This window comes from Agrobacterium sp. BT-220-3, assembly GCF_025910175.1.
In the GTDB taxonomy this organism is placed as follows: domain Bacteria; phylum Pseudomonadota; class Alphaproteobacteria; order Rhizobiales; family Rhizobiaceae; genus Agrobacterium; species Agrobacterium oryzihabitans.
In genome coordinates this window covers 187,900-204,678 of the sequence record NZ_JAPAIX010000001.1, presented here as the reverse complement: position 1 = coordinate 204,678, position 16,779 = coordinate 187,900, and the positions used below count along the sequence as shown (strand labels likewise).

Here is a 16,779-nt window from a genome sequence, read left to right as displayed (position 1 = left end):
GCTCTCTCCATGTGGGCGGGGGAATGGGGTTAGGATCGGCTGCCATCGGCAAAATTGATCGTCATCCGGTAACTTTCGCTCATGGTCCCGAGAATTGTTTCTGTTAGACCTTCAACAAGCTTCTCGGCAGATACGGCTTTTAGCACCGCCGATTTGATTTCCTCCCGCCTTGCATCGACCGCTTCGATAACAGCGGCACGGGCAAGATTTCGGATCTGATCCCCCACAAGCCATGCCAGATAAGGCATCTTTTGGCGGCTATGGTAGTCTGGCTTCCCGCCGTGCTGGTCCACTTCCATTTCCAGCGCGGACTTCACAAGCGCATCAATCGCCTCTGGGGCGTCCTTGAATGCTCTGATGATTTGCGCTTGGAGAGTGGTCTGAACTAGGGCTTCAATCTCGTTGTTCATTTGGCGTGTCCTTTGTCGGAAGGATGAACGAGCGGGGCCGACACCCCACTCACCCGTTGCGCAACATCGTGACCTGTCGGGGTCATCTCCTGAAACGTATTCAGCCCCACCTAGTTACGGGCGGGGCTGGTGATAAGTGCCGGGATCACCCGCGATCAGATCGCGTCGATACCCGGTCTTGAGGACCAAGCCGAAGCCGGTCAACTGGTTGCAGAGGCGGGAATTGAACCCGCGATATTCCGGTTATGAGCCGGAGGCCTTACCACTTGGCTACTCTGCGTTATTGATGCCCTAGTCGGCCCGCATGCGGCGTCTGTCTACGAGGACTTCCCCAGACCCGTTACCCGACTGCGAAGGTTAGAGCCGATCGTCGGCTGTTGCAGGAGGGAACGGCCAGGCACGAACCCCAACCTTCACGAGCTATGCCCGCCTTCCTGATGTCACCGGGGAGGCCGAAACCTCACACGCATACGCGCTCCCGAGTGTCCTTATGCCGCCTCGCGCTTTCGAGCTTCACGCTCACGCCGCCTAGCGTTTTGCGCGTCTGCCCAACTGAAGTCCCGAAGATCGGCGTCGAAGTCTAGAGAAGGCCTTGCGTCATCTGCGCGCCAAACTCCGATGTTGGACTTTTTATCCCCGATTTCAGGGTGATTTGGCAAGGCGCTTTCATCGTCAAAATCTTTATGCTGCAATGGCTTGCGGTCAAAAGCTAATGCAATCTGTTTAATCGCTGCGTTTTTCCGCCAATCACCGGCCTGTCTCGATATGCCCTCGACGTTCCGACACCACTTAGCGAACGCCTGTCCACCGGCCTCCGATTTGGCCCATGCCCACAGCGCGCGCCGCTTCTTCTCGCACGGCACAAGCTTTATGACCTCCATGGCGGCTTCCCAGAGACCCATGTCATTGGTCGAGTTGCGGAGCCTCTTCGGATCGAGCCATGCCCAGTTGTTGGCGTGCTTGTCTTCCGCCGACCAGCCGTTGATATCGGCGGTGTCGTGGATGTAGCCGTAGTTGATGGCCTTGTCCTGTGCCGGTCGTGCAGTGTCGGGAAGTTTGGCGTCCACTTCTGCCGCCTTGATGAATAGCTCGATGATCTGTCCTTCGTTCATTGCAGGCTCCCCATGTCGGCGGCATCGCGAATGGCTTGTGAGGCTTGATCCATGAGTCCGTTGCGCTTGAGCACCAACGTTAGCTCCCCGATCTGCCGGAGATTGTTTTGGCGCGCGTTTTGGAGGGCGTTATTTTCACGCCGAAGCTGGTTGATTTCCTCACGCTCGATGACTGCATAAATCTTCTCGATGACAGAGGCGTCTTCGATCTCACCGTCAAAAACTTCATCAACGATCTTGGCTAAAAGTGCTTTTTTCACGCCGATCTCCTGTCATCCAAAAGGTCCGGTTGCTTTGCCATTGCGCCGAACGTCCGCTTCATTCTCTCGTATACCATGCCAGCAATCGCAAATCTCTTTGGAACTATGCCGTCCATGTCCAAAGACCAGTACTGAATCCAGCCCAGCGGCAGTCGGTCAAAGAACTGAAACCATGCATCAACGTCGGTTGTCACCAGTTGGGGAAAGTTCTTTTCGGCAAGCAAGACCAGATCACTCACAGCCCACAAAGCGCACTCATTGATGTTGGCTTTCGAGTTTGCCGTCTCTGCAAGCGTCATTACGACCATGCGGGCATTGTTCGGTCCATGTTTCTCGATGATGCGCTGAACCGTAGCAACTGCTCTTGTCTCCCCCGGCCCCGGAACCACGTTCGCCGGAACTATGCGTATTCCAAATTCCGCGAGTAGTGCTTCGGCTGCCGGGTGATTGGTCATTCCGCCCTCGCCTTTCCGCTATGAAGCGCCTGCCAGTTCTCCATCTCGGCGTCAAAGGTGCCGTTGTCGATCATGGCTTGGATTTTGTTATAGGCGTGAAGCGCGGTGGTATGATCGCGTCCACCGGTCCACCTTCCGATCTGCGGGAATGACAAGTCCGGTCTTTCGGTCTTGATTGAGTGAATGATGACCTGTCTGGGGAATACTATCCTCCTTGCCCTAGCCGCACCCTTTACTTCACCAACAGTGACGCCGTGGAAGCGTTTCAGCCAGTCGAAGGCTATCTCAGCCATGCTGCGGTCGCGGGCTATCTCGACCGATCCTCCGGCATATGGGCAGTATTCGCCAACCCATGCGATGCAGAGGGATTTGAAGGTTGTGAAGTGCAGCGGGATGATTTGGCCTTCTGGCGCGACCTGAACCAATCGTGGCTTTGGCATCTCTATAGCCTTCGGCGCGGGCGCAACGGATTTCAACCGCATTGCCTTCCGCACTCTATCGGCCTCTCTGGCCTTTGCAGCTTCGTGCCATGCTCTTTGCGATGGGGTTAGGGTGGCGTGGTTGTTCATTTCACCACCTCCAGCTTCCGCTTCGACGGTGGCCTGCGTGGCCCATGCCCGCTGCCTAATTCGTGGCTGTCATGTTTGTGGCCTACTGGATCGGCGCCAAGCTGCTGCTGCACCTTCTCCACGCCCGTCTCGACCTCCATCTTGTAGACGCGATCATTCGGCGTGTGGTCGCAAACCACGAAGAACTCCACCGGCTCGTCGCTGTAGACCGTGAACAGGCCTTGGGCGTCCATGTTGATGACGATGCGGTTCATGCCGGAATCCTTTCCACGCTGATCTCTTTGCCCTTGCTGAAGATGCGCTCTGCCTGAGCCCGACGTACCTGCTTGATGCTAGCGCCTTCGATCTCGCGAGAGCAGACGAGATGCCCGTTGAAATATGCCAGCACATGCCGAAGGGCTGCTTTCGTCGCTGCGAGTTCATCCGGGTAGCCTTCGGGCTTGTCGCCCTGCCCCATGATCGGTTTAGGCTTGGCATCACGAGCAAATCTCACCATTGCCCACCACTGGCCGCCGCGCTGGACTGCATAACCGGAAAACTCGTTCATGCCGCCTCTCCTTTCGTGATCTTCTCCACCATCTCAATCCGCCGGCCGATCCAACGCATGCAGTTCACGGCCATGCTGTTGCCGAGCGCCTTGTATCGAGGCCCGTCTGGTGACGTGTCTTTCTTGCCCCATGGGACGTTGGTGAAATTGTCGGGGAAGCCTTGGAGGCGTTCGCATTCGATCGGGGTCAAGCGGCGGACGGCCCAATCCTGCGCTACATAGGATTGCTGCTTCATTCCCGGCTCTGCCGCGAGAGCTCCAACGACCTGGCCGTCACCACCGAAGAGACGAACCTCGTCACGGGTGTTCTGAGCGAAAGCCACAGCCGGAGGGTGGGCCCCCGATGCGAGAGGATGGCAGGGGTCGCCAATCTGAGGATTGCTGTAATTCGCCTTGCTGGTGATCTGTGTCGTGTCGAATGCCACAGCCTGAACCTCTGCACGAGCTTCAAGCGTGTACAAAATGCCTTCCTGCACTCCGACTCCGTCCGGCCCGCTGTTCGGGTTCTCGCGCAGCGCACCGGCCTGTATGGCGATCGGCAACAGCGCTCCTTGCTCGTGAGGCATCCACGCTGCGCTTGCCGCCATTCCCGCGGTAATCGGGAACGCCACCATCGTCTCCGTCTCGTAATCAAGCCGGCCCATCCCGCCTGCGTTCAGGCAATGTGGCACATTGCCTGTCGAGGTGATCAGTCCTCCGTCGAGGTCGAAGTCTGTTCCGAGTCCGCCACCGCCTGTAGGGCGGCTTGCAATTGTGGGGGCAACTCTTTTCCCCGGTTCCCGGCGCGGCGCAGAATCCCCGCGCATGCCTTGGGGCTCAAGTAATACTGCGGCGGCACGTCGCCAGTCTCCAAGATATCCGACAACGAACACACGCCGGCGTCGTTGAGGGACAGCCCGTCCAAAGCCGTCCACTCGGACATATTGAGCGTCAAGAACTCGGTAGGCGAACCCATACCCGCATTCCCGAACGAATGAGAGAAAGGTCGCAAAATCGCTTTCTTCAATCCATTCGTCTCCGGCTTCGCGTCCTTCAATTCCTGACTGAATACCGCCTTCACCGTCCTCTTCATCCGTGACAGAGGAAACGACACCGGGGACGTTTTCCCAGACGATCCAGCGGGCGCGCAGGCGCCGAGCCAGGCTGAGATACTCAAGGGCGAGGTTACCGCGCGGGTCATCCAGTCCGAGACGCTTTCCTGCGACCGAGAAAGACTGGCAGGGTGTTCCTCCCACAAGAAGGTCGATTGGTCCTGCATCCGCGCCGATCTGCGTGAAGTCGCCATAGTTCGGTACCCCGTTCTTTGCCAGTGGTTCTCCTGGCATGTTCGATCCGTAGTGATGAGCGAGGACAGCAGAGGGGAAAGCCTCGATCTCGCTGAAGAATGCCGCTTTCCAGCCTAAAGGTGCCCACGCTTGAGTTGCTGCCTCAATTCCAGAACAGACAGAGCCATAAATCATGATGCGGCCCTCTGTTTCTTCCAGTTGAGATACATCATCTCGAATTCCTCGAATGTGGCATCGTGCTTCATTGCGTTGGCACGGTTGCTGATTACCTGAACGTTCCCCGGCTCATAGCCGCGAGAACTATCAACCCGATCTAGAGAGGGCGAATTGGGCGTCTGCTTGCCAGGGGTCAGAAAGAGAGGGATGCCCAGCAAAGGGCAAACATCAGGGATCGAGATGTCTTCCCGAGATATCGTGAATGTTTGGCCGCGAAGCTTGGAGCGCTTCTTCGCCTCCCAGAACATTTTCATTTCAGGCGATTTGGATTCGCCATGAGTAATCAAAGACGCGCGTCTGGCTTCCGCTCCATAGCATCCGCAACTGACGATCCGAGACTTTGGGTTTGGGTTTGTCAGGTTCTGCGCCCCGACAACCTTCTCCGTTCCGCAATCGCAAACAACGACCCACCGGGTACGCTTGTTGACAGACGCACTCCTGCCGGTAACGACAAGCCTTCCGAAACGCTGTCCAGTGAGATCGACTAAGCGCATCGGGTAACCTCCCAACCGAGTGGATGCCAAGCCATGGTCGCGGCTTCGATACCGCTGCACACTGAGCCGTACCTCATGGGAAAAGCCACCTGCTATTCTGCGCTCTGGCATACTCCGGTCCAAAGCTGGTGCTTGAGCCGTTCCATTGGATGGGGTGGGTCATGCAGACGCTCCAATCTTGCCTTGAAGCATTGCGAGAATTTCGCAGCTCTCGCTATTCATCGTGGCCGAGTGGTAGACGTACCATTTGTCCCAAGCCTCCACCCCTTCCGAGCCATCGAACTTGAGCCAGTAGAAATGGCTCTCGTCACGGTTAAGCATGAGCGCGTAACCCTCCGGCATAGACCGAATGCCAAGAGATTTGTCCCGTCGCGTCGATCCCATCGCCTCGTGCTCGGAAACATGAGTTTCCAATCGTTCCTGAATGGTCATTGAATCCATCCTTCCCGTAGTGCCTTGGCGACTAGCGCCGTGCTTTTGTGGACCTTGGCTTTGCGGCGGGCGTCATCGAGGCGGGACATCACTGCAACACGGCTTAGGTCGAGGATGATGGCCTGCTCATCGTAGGTCTTGCCGATCGACAGCAAGCGGACACACTCAAGTTCGTTTTCGGTGAGAGGGCATTCGGTCATTCGAGCCATCCTTTACGCAGCACGAAGGCGACGAGGCCGTGCATGTTGTGGGTGCCGGTCTTGTCTTTGGCAGCGCTGATATGGCGGTTCACCGTGATGCGCTTGCGGTCGATGATGGCGGCTATTTCCTCGCCATCCTTCCCATCAGCCAGCCAGCGAACAATGCTGAGTTCGAGTTCGGAGAGCGGGCAATCACACATGGGGTGGCTCCCATACTTCGAGAAGCGATGCGAACCAGCGAGATCCGACGCCACGCTCTTTCTTCTTCCACATGTTGATCGACATGATGTGGTCCACATCCTTGGCGATGCAGCGGTAGCCCTGCTTGGCGAGTTCGTCCGTTATCTGCCGCTGTTTGACGGCGTGGACGAGGTAATCTCTGGGCTTTGGCTGGTATGGGATAGATTTGGGCCGGTTGGCCGCATCCAGCCTCGCCTGCTCAGTCCGAACCATGACGGCAAGCTCTGGAGCCTTGGGGCAAAAGCTCTTGCTGGCTTCCTCAATCTTGCCGGCGCGAAGGTTGTTGACAGTGTTGAAAACCGCCTCCGCCGAGCAGTCTGCCAGGGCGAAGCAGTAATCCTCCATTGTCCCGCGCTCGTCGGTCACGCCGCGTGGCGGCAGAGCGCGCCACAGGACCGTGAGAGCTTCAATGACTTGAGGACGGAAGTGTGTTTGTGCGGTCATAGTACATCTCCATCACTTCACGTCCGAAGTCGGCCATATTGCCCCGCTGGCGCTCTCGCGTCGGCTGCGGATCGTCTGCCCATCGTTCTTGGTTGAGCCATGTTGTTGGATGCGGGATGAATTGTTGCTCTCGGCTCTGGTAATAAGGGATCTGGCGCTGAAGGCCGGTCATGACCTCTTCAAAGCTGGCGAGCTTCAGGGCTTTTTCGAAGGCCTTACGCGCTGCACCCTTGCCGATCCGGCGGGGGTAGGATTTCCAGAACTGTTCGAATTGCTCGATTTGGTGCGGGGTCATGCTGCCACCTCGCCCGCTTCTTCCCAAGCAAGTTCTACCTTCACCATGCCGTTCTTCTCGACCGGCCCGTGAGGCGTGGCGCTGATGATAAATTTGCTATCGTCAATGCCTATGGCATCCGAAATTCCGTCCAGCGCCGCCTTGTGGGCCGCTATGAGGTTGTCGGCGTCGTAGTGGCGCTTGCTGGGCGGATAGAACGACAGCTTCACGTTGACGGCTGTCGCGTTGATTTTGCCTATGCCAGCTTCCAGCACGAGATGATGAGCGGTTCGCTTCGCTGCCTTCTTGGCGCGTGCGACCTGCATGAAATGGTATCGAGCGTTCGGGGACAGGCGTTTGTCTGGCCACGGGAGAAAGATTTCTGCGGTTTTCAATTGTCATCCTCCAGAATTTTCTCGGCCCAGACGATGCGGTCGCCGGCCTTAGTTCTCCATCTCTTCGCCAGGTACAGCCGCGCTGAACGAGGCAATCTTTTCATCCAACAGAGCCAGACGGGCACGGAGCTCCCGAGCCTCGATTCTGGCTTGCTCTCTTTCGGCTTCTCTAAGGGCATCCATTTCCTCGCTATCGATGCGCTTGGCCGTGCCCTCGTAAATCGAGCGTGCTCGGCGCTGCGTGAACTCTTTTGAGACGCGGGGAGCTACGAACCTGACCGCGTGGTAGAAAACATTGTCCAGCTTCCCGTAGCGACTGGTCGGCCATGCGGCTCTGAACATGTCTCTGGCTTCGAAAACGGCACTCATTACTTTCTTCCTGCTCGAAACTCGTTTGGGTTGATGTCCCAAGTCCTTGTCGTAACTTCCCAACACCTTGTCGTTCCTCTGTGCGAAGTTGGCCTCGTTCAACGGAGGCGCTGATGCACATGCACAGAGGCACTGAAATCGAGGGAGACAACGGAACTGACGCCAATCAGTCTGATGTCTCCCTGTCCGCCGCACTCGACGGGTTTGTTCCCTTTGAAGTTCCCCTCGCCGCAGTCATCGCAAGGCTGCGGGGGAGGACTTTGGTAAGAGTGCTGGCCGCCCATCGGGAGCGGGATGAAAGCGACCAGCGCTGAGCGTCAGGGGGACGTGCCGCTCAGATTGTTGAAGGTTATTTCTTCCTAGTCGCCGCCAGGTGGGCCATCACGGCAGCCACCACGAGCGATGCAACAAATGCCGAAAAGGCCACAGATGCCCATACGAGGAGCTGCTGTTGATCAGGGTGCATGGAGGCGGTCATTCGTCCTTCTCCCGATATCCAGCCTGCCGGAAGCATTCGCAGGCAAACCAGTAGACAAAGCATCCAAATGAAGCTGCAATGGTTGGCACCACGACAAGCCACAGAAGGTAATTCAGGATTATGGTCTGGGCGGATGGGAAGATGCTCATGGCTTCCTCCATCCGAAAGGCTGCTTGCCATTTTTGATAAGGACCGCATCAATCCGCTGGAAAAGCTGCTCATGGCTGATCCGCTTGGGATGACCACGGAAGCCAACCTTCTCCATCGAGAAGAACCGGCGACCGTGGTAAATCACGTTGTATCCGTAACCGGCCATGAGGTGCTTGAGGTAATCCAGATCGGTGCAGAAGCCCCGTTCGAACTTCCTTGGCTCACCGTTCTTCGCAATCCATTCCTCAGTCATTGCGTTTATTTCGCTGCGGTCCGGGATGAAGCGGTTGGGGGATTGGAGTGATGTGTCCATCATGCGCCACCGCCTTCCGCTTTCGCGATAGCTTCATCAGCCATCGACACCCAGCAATCCCAGCCTGCCTTGCGATCCATCTCATCCATCTTGGCCTCGGTAACGAGGCGCTTCGTCGCTTCCAGCAACTGTGGGAACGAGCCGTCTCGGCGCTGGCGCTCGGCAAATATCGCTTTCGCCACCTCAATGGTGATCTGACGCCAGCCAAATGCCTTGGGCATTGCCGTGGTGATCGCAGCAGCCGTCTTCATGATATCAGCCGGGATGTTTTCCTCGGCGGCTATCGTTTCAATGTGGTCGAGGTGCACCTTAGGACCGGAAGTCATGCGCCACTCCTGATCTTGTCATTGAGTGCTTGGAGGCCGGACATTTGATCGAAGTGACGCTTTGCCATCGCCGAAGACGCTATGACCTCACGCGATATGGCTCCGATGCGTTCGAAGTGGTCGTCGCCGTCGTCGGTGAGCGTGAGCTTCGGCATGTTGATCCCGAGGCGCTTCACCCACTCGACGTCCCAACGCCGATTGCAGGCATCACACCGAGCCGTCGTCGGACTGTCACAGTAGAATCCGTATTCACTCGGGCAGGCTGGGCAGGGAACTCGGGTCATGCTGCGTTCTCCGGCGCTCTGCCAAACACGTCAGGCAGCAATTCATGACGCGAAATTCCGGAAACTGCTTCAATCTCTATTGCCCGTCGCGGCGTAATCTGGCCGCGCTCCCAGCGAAGGACCGTCGACTTGTCGACAGCCGGAGTGAATAGCTTGCCGAATGCCTCAAGGGTCATTCGGTCGTTGCCTTCGCGAAATTTGGTGATTGCCGATGTCTGTTCCATGGCTGACATTAGTTGCATAAGTTGCAACTTGACGCAACAGAAAAAGTTGCACGCCGCAATAACGATCAAACTTTTTGAAAATCGTAAAGTTGCAACATGAGCAACATCACCGCGATTCACGCCAATAAGACGCCGCGCCGCATCCACTTCATTCCAGAGTGGGCGGAAAAGCGCGGGCTTAAGCAGAAAGATATCGTTGAGGAACTCGACGTTGACAAAGGCCTTGTCTCGAAGTGGTTCAACAAAGGTGTCCTACCGAAGCCTGAGTATCTTGATAAGCTCTGCATTCTTTTCCAGCTGGAAGAAGTCGGCTCTCTTTTCCGAGATCCAGAGGACGATTGGTTATCTCAGTTCTTCCGCGACAAAACCGAAGAGCAGAAAGAGAAAGCCGTCCAGATGCTCAAGTTGATGTTCGAGGACATTAAAACCGGCACTGATGGATGAAACTACCACAGCCTCCCCGAGAACGCGCCGCCCGCGCCCTAGCCCGCTTCAATGAAGTGCCGGAGAACATCGCCTTCGAACAGCGGCCGATGTGGGAGAGCTTCTTGCCGGAGGTGGACGCTGTCCTTGAGGCGGCGTTCGGCGCTGACGAGCTTGAACGGATGAAACGGGACGAGGTGAAGAAGCAGTGAGTGCAACAAATCGTGATCTTGGGCCGTTTTTATTAATGGTTTGGAACCGATTGAAAAGATAATCTGAAAACATGAGCGATAAAGAAGCAAAGATCGTTATAGCAGCGTTCACCGAAAATCAGGTGGAACGGCTTACCGGTGTATCAGTGTTGCAATTGCGGCATTGGGATCGGAGCGGATTCTTTGTGCCAAGTTTGGCTTACGAAGACCGGAGCCAACCCCTCAGCCGGCTGTATTCGTTCCGCGATCTTGTTTCACTGAAGATTCTAAACTCCCTTAGAAATGAGCATAAGGTTTCTCTACAACATCTTCGCCAGGTCAAGGAGACGTTGGCGCATGTAGGCGAAGATTTGTGGGCAAAAACAAAGCTTTATGTACTCAATAAGCGAGTGGCATTCGATAATCCTGAGACAAAAGCAAAAGAAGAAATCCTTAGTGGACAGGGAGTGATGGAAATCGCTCTTGAAGTCGTAACCGGGGACATGAAACACGCTGTCGACGCCATGCGTAGCCGGGATGAAACCCAGGTCGGGAAAATTGAAACTAAAAAGGGGATTGCGAGAAGCAAACCCGTCATCGCGGGAACTCGTATTCCCGTTAGTACAATCAAGGCTTTTGCCGAAGAAGGCTATTCCGTTGAGGACATTGGGAAGGAGTTCCCAACCCTGACCGAAGCCGACATTGTCGCGGCCATAAATTTTAAAGATGCTGCGTGAGTCCTAAGAACCCTACGATGACATTTCTGTTAGACGCGGGCGTTCCGGTCTCCGTAGGGAAAACGATTCAAAGTCATGGCCACGATGTGATTTCCTACCACGACGTACTGGAAGACGGGGCGCCCGATTTGCTTGTCTGCGAAACTGCGATCAAGAACGAGGCAATTCTTGTCGCAGTTGATTTAGATATGCGCCGAATAGCAAACCGCTACGGGAACAACCCCCGCCTGTCAGGCTTGAATTTGCTTCACTTGGGATGCAAAGAAGTTCTGGCCGCGAAACGGCTGGAACAAGCGATCGAGATGATTGAGAGCGAATGGCTATTCAAGCTCAAGAAACCGACGCGCAGGCTTTGGTTCGAAATCACGGGGCAATACCTCAAGACCATGAGATGACCCGCTCCGGCGGGTTTCTTTTTTCCAGCCCTTTACCAGCCGTTTACACTTCTATGGCACGCTGGAACCAAGCGCGAAATGTATCAAGTACGCGCGCCTTTCCTCCTAACTAGCCCGCCACTCTCGGCGGGTTTCTTTTTGCTCAGAAATTTCTCCACCCAACGGATTCATCAGGATTCATGTGCAGCCACATATACAGCGTGGTTAAGCGCTCCCTTTCAATCTTGATCCATTGGTCCTCATGCATAGCCGCGCATCGCTCGACAAGCTGTTGCTGCCGTTCGTTCATTCGATCCATTTTAGTTTTCAGATATTCGATCATCATCTCTCTCCGTTGGGTACACCTCCCCCTTTCGCTTACTGCCCCCATCTCTGGGCTGCGAACCGGGCAGGACATTTTCAATCACGGTATAGCCAGAGTACCGTTCTCCTCTCGGAAGGTGGTCAGCCCCTGCCCCGCTACTGAACCGAAAGACCGAAACCGTTATGCCGGTATCGAGAAAACCAGTTTGGCGTAGCCCCTGTGTCAGGTTCCGGCGAACCGGATGGGTTTGATTGCTCTAGTTATTCCTCAGCTCATGTCAGCATTCGGACGGTTGAAGCTTCTTTCGAAGTAAGACCCGCCGTGATTTCCGCCTCAGCCTGGGAGACGTCACCGCTTGGGATTGATTTGCCGGATTGATCGGCGGCGCGGGACAAGCCCTTAAAAAACCGCTGCCTTTACGCCTTCGAGCACATCATCTTGGCGGGAACCTCCGATCAGACCCAAGATTTTGTGCTTTTCAGCGCCTGACAGCAATCGTTTCGGTTGCGAAATTATACCATTCTGGTAAAACAACCGTCGAAGCAACGCATGCCATCAGCCCCGGTCGGATCATCCCGCCGGGGCTTTCTTTTTGCTCTCATATGCACGATGGCGCAACAAATAAGTTGCATGTTATTCAACTTTCTTTCGCTGACCCCATTGCAATAAGTTGCACGTTATGCAACATTCTTCCTCACAAGCCCACCGAATGAAGCTCCCACGGGACGACGAAACGGAAGGGCGGGAACACCCCGGATGAGGACGAGACGATGACCACAACGATCAATGGCAAGACCTTCAAAGTGAAAGAGACCAACGGTCGCTACTTTTACTTCTCGACCCGCTCTGGTCGTTGGCTTCCCGTCAAGAAATCTGAGGTGTCGCTGTGAAGGGAGAGTTCGTAACTCCGCTTAGAGATTTTGGCTGCGCCGAGGTGCTTGAGCTTATCGACGGCGAACAGAGGGTTGGCATCGTTTGGAAGCATGAAAGTGAAGCTTCCCAATATCATTGGGCTGTTGGTGATGGCTCGATTTCCTGCGGTTTATCTCCCGGTTTGGAAGAGGCGAAATCTTCTCTTTTGGGGGCTTGCTCATGAAAATAGAGAGCATCGGCATTCGCCACGCACCACTCTCAAATCGCATCGTCCTAGCTAGATTTGGCAAAGACCCGCATGTGGCTTTGGAAAGCAGGGACGCGATGGATGATTTCCTAAAAGCGATCATTTCCTACGCATTCGATGGGCAAATGCCTGTTCCGGGAAAGGCGATGGAAATCAAATTTGGCGGTGGCGACGAACAATTCTCCATGACCGTCAAACGGCTTGAGGCGCAACCATGATCGCATTCGGCATCCGTCTCCGGGCGGATCTCCAATTCGATCTCAACCACTGAGGATGAGCAAATGGCATGGGTAACTCGATACAGGATTGAAGACGGCGCCCGTGTTTTCAACGGAACCGAGTTCACGACCGACGAATGCGACGTGTTTGAGTATCGCAGCGAAGGTGAAGCGAATGACGATGCTGACAAGTACGGCGGCGAGGTCGTCAAGTTCGAGCGCTATGCCGCCCACGCTGATCCGTCTTCTTACGCCATTCGTGTTTCCAACCCCATCGTCCACGGCGCAGTCATCGGTCGTCTGGAAGCTGCGGAGTGATGACCATGAGCGCGTTTCCGAAAGACGGCTCAACCTTCGTTGTCGAGTGCATCGACAGAACAGCCTACCGCTGGGCCAAATACAAGCCTCAGGGCGCAAAGCAGATGGGAAGGACAGGTCGCTGGCAGAAGATGGTCATCAACGGCGACTGGCACCGCTGGGAGAATTGCGACGAGCCTGTCGGTGAGATTTCGCCGCCTGCCGAGGACGGCCCGATCTCCAAAGCTTTCAAGCAATATGGCGCGCTAGACCAGTGGCGTCATGAAGTCGGAAAACTTCATTCGCAGGTGGCCAGCAAGGACGCACAGATTGTCGTCCTGACCGAGCGCCTGCAAGCAATCATCGATTGGTGCGACCTCGCAATGAAGAACTCCGACGAGTTCGACAGCCACGGTGTTCGCAATCTGGATGGACCGATTTTCGATGCGGCCCGGAACGTCCTCGCAGCCGCCGAATAGCCGCCCCGCATAGGGCTTCAGACAAGGGATAGGGAAGATGAAGAATGCAAGGCAAGAAGCGTGGTGCGCTCACACGATGACAGCGAAAGAAGGCGATGGGATTGTCTGCTGCGATTGCGGGCGTCGGTTCAATGACCGTGAGCATGTTGAGCGCGTGCAGCAACATGAAGTCGAAACAGGTTTTGTTCATCACGATGAACCACCACCAAGTAACCACAGCACAGCGGGAGAAGAAGATGAGCAAGCATACTCCGTGGGGCGTCAACCGCCTATCCAGCATGTTTCCGCAGTCGGGTCAGGTCCAAACACAACGAAATGGCCGATGGGTTCGCGCTGTGGCCACCCCTTATCGAAAGAACGTTTTTGAGGCCATCCGCGCCGCGTGGTGGGTTTTCACCGGAAAAGCGGAGGCCGTCGTTTGGCCCGAAGCCGGCGATCTGGAAGACGCAATCGACCCGAGAAACATGCGCAAGTACTAACCAACCCCCCGGCTTTGTCAGAGTAACCCGAGATATGAAGGGGCAGGAAATGACCGCAGATAGCAAGATCGATAATGGCGACCCGGCCCTTATGGGTATCGAAGATCAAATGAACGAAAGCGGCGGACAATGGCAACCATGTACAGGCTGCTACGACACTGAGGACGGCCACCCCACGCAAAAATACGATTATAGCCCTGCGCTCCAAACACCTATTGGCTGCGGTTGCAGTGAGTGCGGAGGCCTTGGTGCTGTGTGGTGGTACATGAGCGATCAAGATGTTGATGAGTGGGAAAAGATTTGTGATAGCGCGGTTTCAGAGGCCGATTTTCTGCACGTTCTCAAGCAAGCCGTTTCCACCATTCAGGATTACCTCGCTTACAAGCATGATGGCGATCCTTGGGTGGAAGACGCCCGCGTAATGGGCGAGATGGACATCAACGCCTTCGGTTCTGATGGTCGCCTAGATGCTGCACTTGCAGTCATTGCCAAAGCAGAAGGCCGCTCGTGATGCCCTCCGCTTTCTCCACCACCAACACACAAGAAGCGGATGAGCGCGAGGCTTACATCGAAGCGCTCAATAAAAGCGCGGCTTCCAACTTCCGCAAAATCAAATTCATCGAGTTCGTGACGCTGGTTCTCGTGACCTGCACGCTCATGTTCGCAATCTCGCTGGCTTCGGAAAGCTACCTCAAGGCGGATGCGCTCGTAAATCAGGAAAGGTCCGTGGCATGGAAGTGATCGGCAGCATTTCGAATAAAATCGTTGGTCGCTGGGCTTGGTGGCAGAAGGCGCTCAAGGGCGACTTCGGCCCCATGCACGAAGGGCAGCCCGAGCAAGGTTTTTACCGGACCAGGTTCAAAGGCGGCAAATGGGAGCCTGTCGCTATCTGGGTCGATGACGATACCGGTAACTGGTTGGCATATCGTTCTGGCCGAGAAGTCGATGCTGGCGAGGTTTGGAATTTCTGCCGGACGCATCCTATCAGTCGCGCTGACTATGACGCCGCGATGGAGGGAAAGCCGTTCCCGGACGAAGATGCTGTTGTCGCCGAGCAGGTAGCTGCAGCCGGCCATAACTCTGGCGGTGTAGACCAGACAGAAGAACTTCGCGACCAGATTGCGAATGCTCTCATGGGTATGGACGCCTACAAAACGATCAGCGATGACGCGACGGCCGGCAAAGCGCTGTCGCTCCGAAACCGCCTCAATGAGCTTTCCAATCAGGCCGACAAGGTGCGTGTGAGGGAAAAGGCACCTCACCTCGAAGCCAGCAAGGCTGTTGATGAAAAGTGGCAGCCGCTGGTGAAGAAGGCCAAGGAAGGCGCCAACAAGGTCCGTGACGCCATCGGCGCTTTCGAGACTGCAAAGCTTCAAGAGCAACGTAGGCGCGAACGTGAATCTGAAACCGCCCGCCTTGCCGCAGAGAAGGCCACCAGCGAGCAAACGGCTGATGTGGCGGTAATTGACGCGCCGAAGGTCGAAACCGCGCCAGCGTCTATAAAGCCGACCTACGGCAAGGCAGCAAGCGTTCAGGTGAAAAACGTCCTCAAGGATGTCACTGACTGGAAGGCGCTAGCAATCTACATGTGCGACCACCCTGTCATGCAGGACACGCTTCGACAGTTGGCACAGCGGGCCATCGACGCCGGACGCACTAACATCCCAGGCATCACCGTTGAAGAGAAGGCGAACGTACGATGAATGCTCCGGTAAAGCAAAACATGCCAGCTTTGGTTGGTGGCGGCCACGTAATGGCAATCGTCCCACAGACGTTCGAAGAGACGTTTCGCGTGGCAAAGGCTGTCTACCTTGGCGGCTTGGCCCCTTCCGCTCTGGTGGGCAAGCTGGAGGGCGATGCAGCTATAAGCGCGGTAACCGTCGCCATTATGTCGGGTGCTGAACTTGGCCTGAAACCCATGGTAGCCCTGCGCAGCTTCACCGTCATCAACGGCAAGCCAGCCCTTTATGGAGACGGCCTTATCAACGTCGTTCGCCAGTCTGGCAAGGTCGCTTATCTTCGCACGGGGTGCGATGTTCGCGATGGCCAGATGGTTGGTTGGTGCGAGGCCAAGCGCAACGACACGGACGAAGATAAGCGTGTCGAATTCAGCCAAGAAGATGCGATCCGCGCTGGCCTATGGCAGACAGAAGCTGTGGTCACCAAATGGAATAAGTGGGACAAGAAGAACGAGCAGAAGCCGAACGATAGTCCATGGTGGCGCTTCCCGCAGCGCATGCTTGCCTGGCGCGCAGCAGGATATTGTCTCCGAGAGCTTTTTGGTGACGTGCTTGGCGGTATTCGTGACGAGTTCGAAGCGCGTGAAATCGCTGATGCGGAAGATATGCGCGATATCACGCCGAGCGAACGCCCATCTCCTCCTATGCCTCCACAGCCGCCGGAACCTCCAGTGGAAGATGCCGAGGTTATGGATGTCACAAATGAGACATCCGATAGCGACCCATCATCGCCCATTGAACCAACAGAGTTCTTCCAAGAGCTTGAAGAGGCTATGGCCGGCGCTATGGACGAAGCGACCGTTGAAGAGGTCTGGTCTAACCTTGATCCAGAAGGGAATTTTGACGGCGACGACATTAACCTAGACATCGCTCACAAGATCAAACAGCGCCGCCTTGCGCAGATCAACGGGGGCTGACC

The 16,779-nt window shown here is 55.8% G+C and carries 36 protein-coding genes and 1 tRNA gene; 13 read left to right on the top strand and 24 right to left on the bottom strand.

The window, feature by feature from the left end:
• Positions 1 to 29: 29 nt before the first annotated feature.
• From OK142_RS01130 to OK142_RS01050, 17 genes are all read right to left on the bottom strand, one after another.
• Positions 30 to 410, bottom strand: coding sequence for a hypothetical protein (locus OK142_RS01130; protein ID WP_498680749.1), 381 nt, complete (start codon positions 408 to 410; stop codon positions 30 to 32).
• A gap of 205 nt (positions 411 to 615) precedes the next feature.
• A tRNA-Ile gene (locus OK142_RS01125) sits at positions 616 to 690 on the bottom strand.
• A 208-nt stretch (positions 691 to 898) separates the two neighbouring features.
• Positions 899 to 1,522, bottom strand: coding sequence for a hypothetical protein (locus OK142_RS01120; RefSeq protein WP_498680748.1), 624 nt, complete (start codon positions 1,520 to 1,522; stop codon positions 899 to 901).
• Positions 1,519 to 1,782: a hypothetical protein gene (locus tag OK142_RS01115; protein WP_498680747.1), complete on the bottom strand. Its 264-nt coding sequence runs from the start codon at positions 1,780 to 1,782 to the stop codon at positions 1,519 to 1,521. The genes OK142_RS01120 and OK142_RS01115 overlap by 4 nt, the downstream gene beginning before the upstream one ends.
• Entirely contained in the window at positions 1,779 to 2,237 is a 459-nt protein-coding gene (locus OK142_RS01110; protein WP_498680746.1) for a hypothetical protein, read from the bottom strand. Before OK142_RS01110 ends, OK142_RS01115 begins: the two co-directional genes overlap by 4 nt.
• Positions 2,234 to 2,806, bottom strand: a complete 573-nt coding sequence (locus OK142_RS01105; protein WP_498680745.1) for a helix-turn-helix domain-containing protein — start codon at positions 2,804 to 2,806, stop codon at positions 2,234 to 2,236. Before OK142_RS01105 ends, OK142_RS01110 begins: the two co-directional genes overlap by 4 nt.
• Positions 2,803 to 3,060, bottom strand: a complete 258-nt coding sequence (locus tag OK142_RS01100; protein WP_498680744.1) for a hypothetical protein — start codon at positions 3,058 to 3,060, stop codon at positions 2,803 to 2,805. The genes OK142_RS01105 and OK142_RS01100 overlap by 4 nt, the downstream gene beginning before the upstream one ends.
• Positions 3,057 to 3,353 (bottom strand): hypothetical protein, encoded by a 297-nt coding sequence (locus tag OK142_RS01095; protein WP_498680743.1) that lies wholly within the window; start codon positions 3,351 to 3,353, stop codon positions 3,057 to 3,059. The genes OK142_RS01100 and OK142_RS01095 overlap by 4 nt, the downstream gene beginning before the upstream one ends.
• Positions 3,350 to 4,813, bottom strand: a complete 1,464-nt coding sequence (locus OK142_RS01090) for a DNA cytosine methyltransferase (protein WP_498680742.1) — start codon at positions 4,811 to 4,813, stop codon at positions 3,350 to 3,352. Before OK142_RS01090 ends, OK142_RS01095 begins: the two co-directional genes overlap by 4 nt.
• Entirely contained in the window at positions 4,810 to 5,349 is a 540-nt protein-coding gene (locus tag OK142_RS01085) for a hypothetical protein (RefSeq protein ID WP_498680741.1), read from the bottom strand. The genes OK142_RS01090 and OK142_RS01085 overlap by 4 nt, the downstream gene beginning before the upstream one ends.
• Positions 5,350 to 5,508: 159 nt before the next feature.
• Complete coding sequence (locus tag OK142_RS01080; protein ID WP_498680740.1) at positions 5,509 to 5,781, bottom strand: hypothetical protein; 273 nt, start codon at positions 5,779 to 5,781, stop codon at positions 5,509 to 5,511.
• Positions 5,778 to 5,981 carry a helix-turn-helix transcriptional regulator gene (locus OK142_RS01075; RefSeq protein WP_498680739.1) on the bottom strand — a complete coding sequence of 68 codons (204 nt, stop codon included), beginning with the start codon at positions 5,979 to 5,981 and terminating at the stop codon, positions 5,778 to 5,780. Before OK142_RS01075 ends, OK142_RS01080 begins: the two co-directional genes overlap by 4 nt.
• Positions 5,978 to 6,181 (bottom strand): helix-turn-helix transcriptional regulator, encoded by a 204-nt coding sequence (locus OK142_RS01070; RefSeq protein ID WP_052817744.1) that lies wholly within the window; start codon positions 6,179 to 6,181, stop codon positions 5,978 to 5,980. Before OK142_RS01070 ends, OK142_RS01075 begins: the two co-directional genes overlap by 4 nt.
• Positions 6,174 to 6,665, bottom strand: coding sequence for a hypothetical protein (locus tag OK142_RS01065; protein ID WP_498680738.1), 492 nt, complete (start codon positions 6,663 to 6,665; stop codon positions 6,174 to 6,176). The genes OK142_RS01070 and OK142_RS01065 overlap by 8 nt, the downstream gene beginning before the upstream one ends.
• Positions 6,628 to 6,960 (bottom strand): LvrA C-terminal domain-related protein, encoded by a 333-nt coding sequence (locus OK142_RS01060; RefSeq protein ID WP_498680737.1) that lies wholly within the window; start codon positions 6,958 to 6,960, stop codon positions 6,628 to 6,630. Before OK142_RS01060 ends, OK142_RS01065 begins: the two co-directional genes overlap by 38 nt.
• A complete protein-coding gene (locus OK142_RS01055; protein WP_498680736.1) occupies positions 6,957 to 7,334 on the bottom strand; it encodes a RusA family crossover junction endodeoxyribonuclease in 378 nt (125 codons plus the stop codon). Before OK142_RS01055 ends, OK142_RS01060 begins: the two co-directional genes overlap by 4 nt.
• A gap of 48 nt (positions 7,335 to 7,382) precedes the next feature.
• Positions 7,383 to 7,703, bottom strand: a complete 321-nt coding sequence (locus OK142_RS01050) for a hypothetical protein (RefSeq protein ID WP_498680735.1) — start codon at positions 7,701 to 7,703, stop codon at positions 7,383 to 7,385.
• Between the two features lie 113 nt (positions 7,704 to 7,816).
• Here OK142_RS01050 and OK142_RS01045 point away from each other — a divergent pair, with 113 nt between their 5' ends.
• Positions 7,817 to 8,017 (top strand): hypothetical protein, encoded by a 201-nt coding sequence (locus OK142_RS01045; protein ID WP_065115690.1) that lies wholly within the window; start codon positions 7,817 to 7,819, stop codon positions 8,015 to 8,017.
• Positions 8,018 to 8,052: 35 nt separating this feature from the next.
• Here OK142_RS01045 and OK142_RS01040 read toward each other — a convergent pair whose 3' ends face one another.
• From OK142_RS01040 to OK142_RS01015, 6 genes are all read right to left on the bottom strand, one after another.
• Positions 8,053 to 8,181: a hypothetical protein gene (locus OK142_RS01040; protein WP_498680734.1), complete on the bottom strand. Its 129-nt coding sequence runs from the start codon at positions 8,179 to 8,181 to the stop codon at positions 8,053 to 8,055.
• Entirely contained in the window at positions 8,178 to 8,330 is a 153-nt protein-coding gene (locus tag OK142_RS01035) for a hypothetical protein (protein ID WP_498680733.1), read from the bottom strand. Before OK142_RS01035 ends, OK142_RS01040 begins: the two co-directional genes overlap by 4 nt.
• The gene (locus tag OK142_RS01030; protein WP_498680732.1) at positions 8,327 to 8,647 is read right to left on the bottom strand and encodes a hypothetical protein; all 321 of its coding nucleotides are present in this window, start codon (positions 8,645 to 8,647) and stop codon (positions 8,327 to 8,329) included. Before OK142_RS01030 ends, OK142_RS01035 begins: the two co-directional genes overlap by 4 nt.
• A complete protein-coding gene (locus OK142_RS01025) occupies positions 8,644 to 8,970 on the bottom strand; it encodes a hypothetical protein (RefSeq protein WP_498680731.1) in 327 nt (108 codons plus the stop codon). The genes OK142_RS01030 and OK142_RS01025 overlap by 4 nt, the downstream gene beginning before the upstream one ends.
• Positions 8,967 to 9,125 carry a hypothetical protein gene (locus OK142_RS01020; RefSeq protein WP_498680730.1) on the bottom strand — a complete coding sequence of 53 codons (159 nt, stop codon included), beginning with the start codon at positions 9,123 to 9,125 and terminating at the stop codon, positions 8,967 to 8,969. The genes OK142_RS01025 and OK142_RS01020 overlap by 4 nt, the downstream gene beginning before the upstream one ends.
• 125 nt (positions 9,126 to 9,250) lie before the next feature.
• Positions 9,251 to 9,478 (bottom strand): hypothetical protein, encoded by a 228-nt coding sequence (locus tag OK142_RS01015; protein WP_498680729.1) that lies wholly within the window; start codon positions 9,476 to 9,478, stop codon positions 9,251 to 9,253.
• A gap of 96 nt (positions 9,479 to 9,574) precedes the next feature.
• Between OK142_RS01015 and OK142_RS01010 the strand changes: the two genes are divergently transcribed.
• The 4 genes from OK142_RS01010 to OK142_RS00995 all read left to right on the top strand — a co-directional run bounded on the left by OK142_RS01010 (position 9,575) and on the right by OK142_RS00995 (position 11,224).
• Positions 9,575 to 9,922, top strand: coding sequence for a helix-turn-helix domain-containing protein (locus OK142_RS01010; RefSeq protein ID WP_498680728.1), 348 nt, complete (start codon positions 9,575 to 9,577; stop codon positions 9,920 to 9,922).
• Positions 9,919 to 10,113 carry a hypothetical protein gene (locus OK142_RS01005; RefSeq protein WP_498680727.1) on the top strand — a complete coding sequence of 65 codons (195 nt, stop codon included), beginning with the start codon at positions 9,919 to 9,921 and terminating at the stop codon, positions 10,111 to 10,113. Before OK142_RS01010 ends, OK142_RS01005 begins: the two co-directional genes overlap by 4 nt.
• Before the next feature lie 71 nt (positions 10,114 to 10,184).
• Entirely contained in the window at positions 10,185 to 10,829 is a 645-nt protein-coding gene (locus OK142_RS01000; RefSeq protein WP_498680726.1) for a DUF433 domain-containing protein, read from the top strand.
• A gap of 17 nt (positions 10,830 to 10,846) precedes the next feature.
• Positions 10,847 to 11,224: a DUF5615 family PIN-like protein gene (locus OK142_RS00995; protein ID WP_498680725.1), complete on the top strand. Its 378-nt coding sequence runs from the start codon at positions 10,847 to 10,849 to the stop codon at positions 11,222 to 11,224.
• A 142-nt stretch (positions 11,225 to 11,366) separates the two neighbouring features.
• Here the strand turns inward: OK142_RS00995 and OK142_RS00990 are convergent, their stop codons facing one another.
• On the bottom strand, positions 11,367 to 11,546 hold the full coding sequence (locus tag OK142_RS00990) for a hypothetical protein (protein WP_498680724.1): 180 nt from the start codon (positions 11,544 to 11,546) through the stop codon (positions 11,367 to 11,369).
• Positions 11,547 to 12,620: 1,074 nt separating this feature from the next.
• Between OK142_RS00990 and OK142_RS00985 the strand changes: the two genes are divergently transcribed.
• From OK142_RS00985 to OK142_RS00950, 8 genes are all read left to right on the top strand, one after another.
• Positions 12,621 to 12,866 carry a hypothetical protein gene (locus OK142_RS00985; RefSeq protein ID WP_498680723.1) on the top strand — a complete coding sequence of 82 codons (246 nt, stop codon included), beginning with the start codon at positions 12,621 to 12,623 and terminating at the stop codon, positions 12,864 to 12,866.
• Positions 12,867 to 12,929: 63 nt separating this feature from the next.
• Positions 12,930 to 13,184 (top strand): hypothetical protein, encoded by a 255-nt coding sequence (locus OK142_RS00980; protein WP_498680722.1) that lies wholly within the window; start codon positions 12,930 to 12,932, stop codon positions 13,182 to 13,184.
• A 5-nt stretch (positions 13,185 to 13,189) separates the two neighbouring features.
• Positions 13,190 to 13,642 carry a hypothetical protein gene (locus tag OK142_RS00975; protein WP_498680721.1) on the top strand — a complete coding sequence of 151 codons (453 nt, stop codon included), beginning with the start codon at positions 13,190 to 13,192 and terminating at the stop codon, positions 13,640 to 13,642.
• Between the two features lie 101 nt (positions 13,643 to 13,743).
• Entirely contained in the window at positions 13,744 to 14,121 is a 378-nt protein-coding gene (locus tag OK142_RS00970) for a hypothetical protein (RefSeq protein ID WP_498680720.1), read from the top strand.
• Positions 14,122 to 14,170: 49 nt separating this feature from the next.
• On the top strand, positions 14,171 to 14,632 hold the full coding sequence (locus OK142_RS00965) for a hypothetical protein (protein ID WP_498680719.1): 462 nt from the start codon (positions 14,171 to 14,173) through the stop codon (positions 14,630 to 14,632).
• A complete protein-coding gene (locus OK142_RS00960; protein ID WP_498680718.1) occupies positions 14,629 to 14,862 on the top strand; it encodes a hypothetical protein in 234 nt (77 codons plus the stop codon). Before OK142_RS00965 ends, OK142_RS00960 begins: the two co-directional genes overlap by 4 nt.
• A complete protein-coding gene (locus tag OK142_RS00955) occupies positions 14,853 to 15,824 on the top strand; it encodes a hypothetical protein (protein WP_498680717.1) in 972 nt (323 codons plus the stop codon). Before OK142_RS00960 ends, OK142_RS00955 begins: the two co-directional genes overlap by 10 nt.
• Positions 15,821 to 16,777, top strand: coding sequence for a recombinase family protein (locus OK142_RS00950; RefSeq protein ID WP_498680716.1), 957 nt, complete (start codon positions 15,821 to 15,823; stop codon positions 16,775 to 16,777). The genes OK142_RS00955 and OK142_RS00950 overlap by 4 nt, the downstream gene beginning before the upstream one ends.
• The last annotated feature ends 2 nt before the right edge of the window (positions 16,778 to 16,779 follow it).

Bases quoted from the DNA above. Each gene is read 5' to 3' on its own strand.
- OK142_RS01130 (WP_498680749.1), bottom strand. From the start codon at position 410: ATGAACAACGAGATTGAAGCCCTAGTTCAGACCACTCTCCAAGCGCAA.
- OK142_RS01120 (WP_498680748.1), bottom strand. From the start codon at position 1,522: ATGAACGAAGGACAGATCATCGAGCTATTCATCAAGGCGGCAGAAGTG.
- OK142_RS01110 (WP_498680746.1), bottom strand. From the start codon at position 2,237: ATGACCAATCACCCGGCAGCCGAAGCACTACTCGCGGAATTTGGAATA.
- OK142_RS01105 (WP_498680745.1), bottom strand. From the start codon at position 2,806: ATGAACAACCACGCCACCCTAACCCCATCGCAAAGAGCATGGCACGAA.
- OK142_RS01100 (WP_498680744.1), bottom strand. From the start codon at position 3,060: ATGAACCGCATCGTCATCAACATGGACGCCCAAGGCCTGTTCACGGTC.
- OK142_RS01095 (WP_498680743.1), bottom strand. From the start codon at position 3,353: ATGAACGAGTTTTCCGGTTATGCAGTCCAGCGCGGCGGCCAGTGGTGG.
- OK142_RS01090 (WP_498680742.1), bottom strand. From the start codon at position 4,813: ATGATTTATGGCTCTGTCTGTTCTGGAATTGAGGCAGCAACTCAAGCG.
- OK142_RS01085 (WP_498680741.1), bottom strand. From the start codon at position 5,349: ATGCGCTTAGTCGATCTCACTGGACAGCGTTTCGGAAGGCTTGTCGTT.
- OK142_RS01080 (WP_498680740.1), bottom strand. From the start codon at position 5,781: ATGACCATTCAGGAACGATTGGAAACTCATGTTTCCGAGCACGAGGCG.
- OK142_RS01075 (WP_498680739.1), bottom strand. From the start codon at position 5,981: ATGACCGAATGCCCTCTCACCGAAAACGAACTTGAGTGTGTCCGCTTG.
- OK142_RS01070 (WP_052817744.1), bottom strand. From the start codon at position 6,181: ATGTGTGATTGCCCGCTCTCCGAACTCGAACTCAGCATTGTTCGCTGG.
- OK142_RS01065 (WP_498680738.1), bottom strand. From the start codon at position 6,665: ATGACCGCACAAACACACTTCCGTCCTCAAGTCATTGAAGCTCTCACG.
- OK142_RS01060 (WP_498680737.1), bottom strand. From the start codon at position 6,960: ATGACCCCGCACCAAATCGAGCAATTCGAACAGTTCTGGAAATCCTAC.
- OK142_RS01050 (WP_498680735.1), bottom strand. From the start codon at position 7,703: ATGAGTGCCGTTTTCGAAGCCAGAGACATGTTCAGAGCCGCATGGCCG.
- OK142_RS01045 (WP_065115690.1), top strand. From the start codon at position 7,817: ATGCACATGCACAGAGGCACTGAAATCGAGGGAGACAACGGAACTGAC.
- OK142_RS01040 (WP_498680734.1), bottom strand. From the start codon at position 8,181: ATGACCGCCTCCATGCACCCTGATCAACAGCAGCTCCTCGTATGGGCA.
- OK142_RS01035 (WP_498680733.1), bottom strand. From the start codon at position 8,330: ATGAGCATCTTCCCATCCGCCCAGACCATAATCCTGAATTACCTTCTG.
- OK142_RS01030 (WP_498680732.1), bottom strand. From the start codon at position 8,647: ATGATGGACACATCACTCCAATCCCCCAACCGCTTCATCCCGGACCGC.
- OK142_RS01025 (WP_498680731.1), bottom strand. From the start codon at position 8,970: ATGACTTCCGGTCCTAAGGTGCACCTCGACCACATTGAAACGATAGCC.
- OK142_RS01020 (WP_498680730.1), bottom strand. From the start codon at position 9,125: ATGCCGAAGCTCACGCTCACCGACGACGGCGACGACCACTTCGAACGC.
- OK142_RS01015 (WP_498680729.1), bottom strand. From the start codon at position 9,478: ATGGAACAGACATCGGCAATCACCAAATTTCGCGAAGGCAACGACCGA.
- OK142_RS01010 (WP_498680728.1), top strand. From the start codon at position 9,575: ATGAGCAACATCACCGCGATTCACGCCAATAAGACGCCGCGCCGCATC.
- OK142_RS01005 (WP_498680727.1), top strand. From the start codon at position 9,919: ATGAAACTACCACAGCCTCCCCGAGAACGCGCCGCCCGCGCCCTAGCC.
- OK142_RS01000 (WP_498680726.1), top strand. From the start codon at position 10,185: ATGAGCGATAAAGAAGCAAAGATCGTTATAGCAGCGTTCACCGAAAAT.
- OK142_RS00995 (WP_498680725.1), top strand. From the start codon at position 10,847: ATGACATTTCTGTTAGACGCGGGCGTTCCGGTCTCCGTAGGGAAAACG.
- OK142_RS00990 (WP_498680724.1), bottom strand. From the start codon at position 11,546: ATGATCGAATATCTGAAAACTAAAATGGATCGAATGAACGAACGGCAG.
- OK142_RS00985 (WP_498680723.1), top strand. From the start codon at position 12,621: ATGAAAATAGAGAGCATCGGCATTCGCCACGCACCACTCTCAAATCGC.
- OK142_RS00980 (WP_498680722.1), top strand. From the start codon at position 12,930: ATGGCATGGGTAACTCGATACAGGATTGAAGACGGCGCCCGTGTTTTC.
- OK142_RS00975 (WP_498680721.1), top strand. From the start codon at position 13,190: ATGAGCGCGTTTCCGAAAGACGGCTCAACCTTCGTTGTCGAGTGCATC.
- OK142_RS00965 (WP_498680719.1), top strand. From the start codon at position 14,171: ATGACCGCAGATAGCAAGATCGATAATGGCGACCCGGCCCTTATGGGT.
- OK142_RS00955 (WP_498680717.1), top strand. From the start codon at position 14,853: ATGGAAGTGATCGGCAGCATTTCGAATAAAATCGTTGGTCGCTGGGCT.
- OK142_RS00950 (WP_498680716.1), top strand. From the start codon at position 15,821: ATGAATGCTCCGGTAAAGCAAAACATGCCAGCTTTGGTTGGTGGCGGC.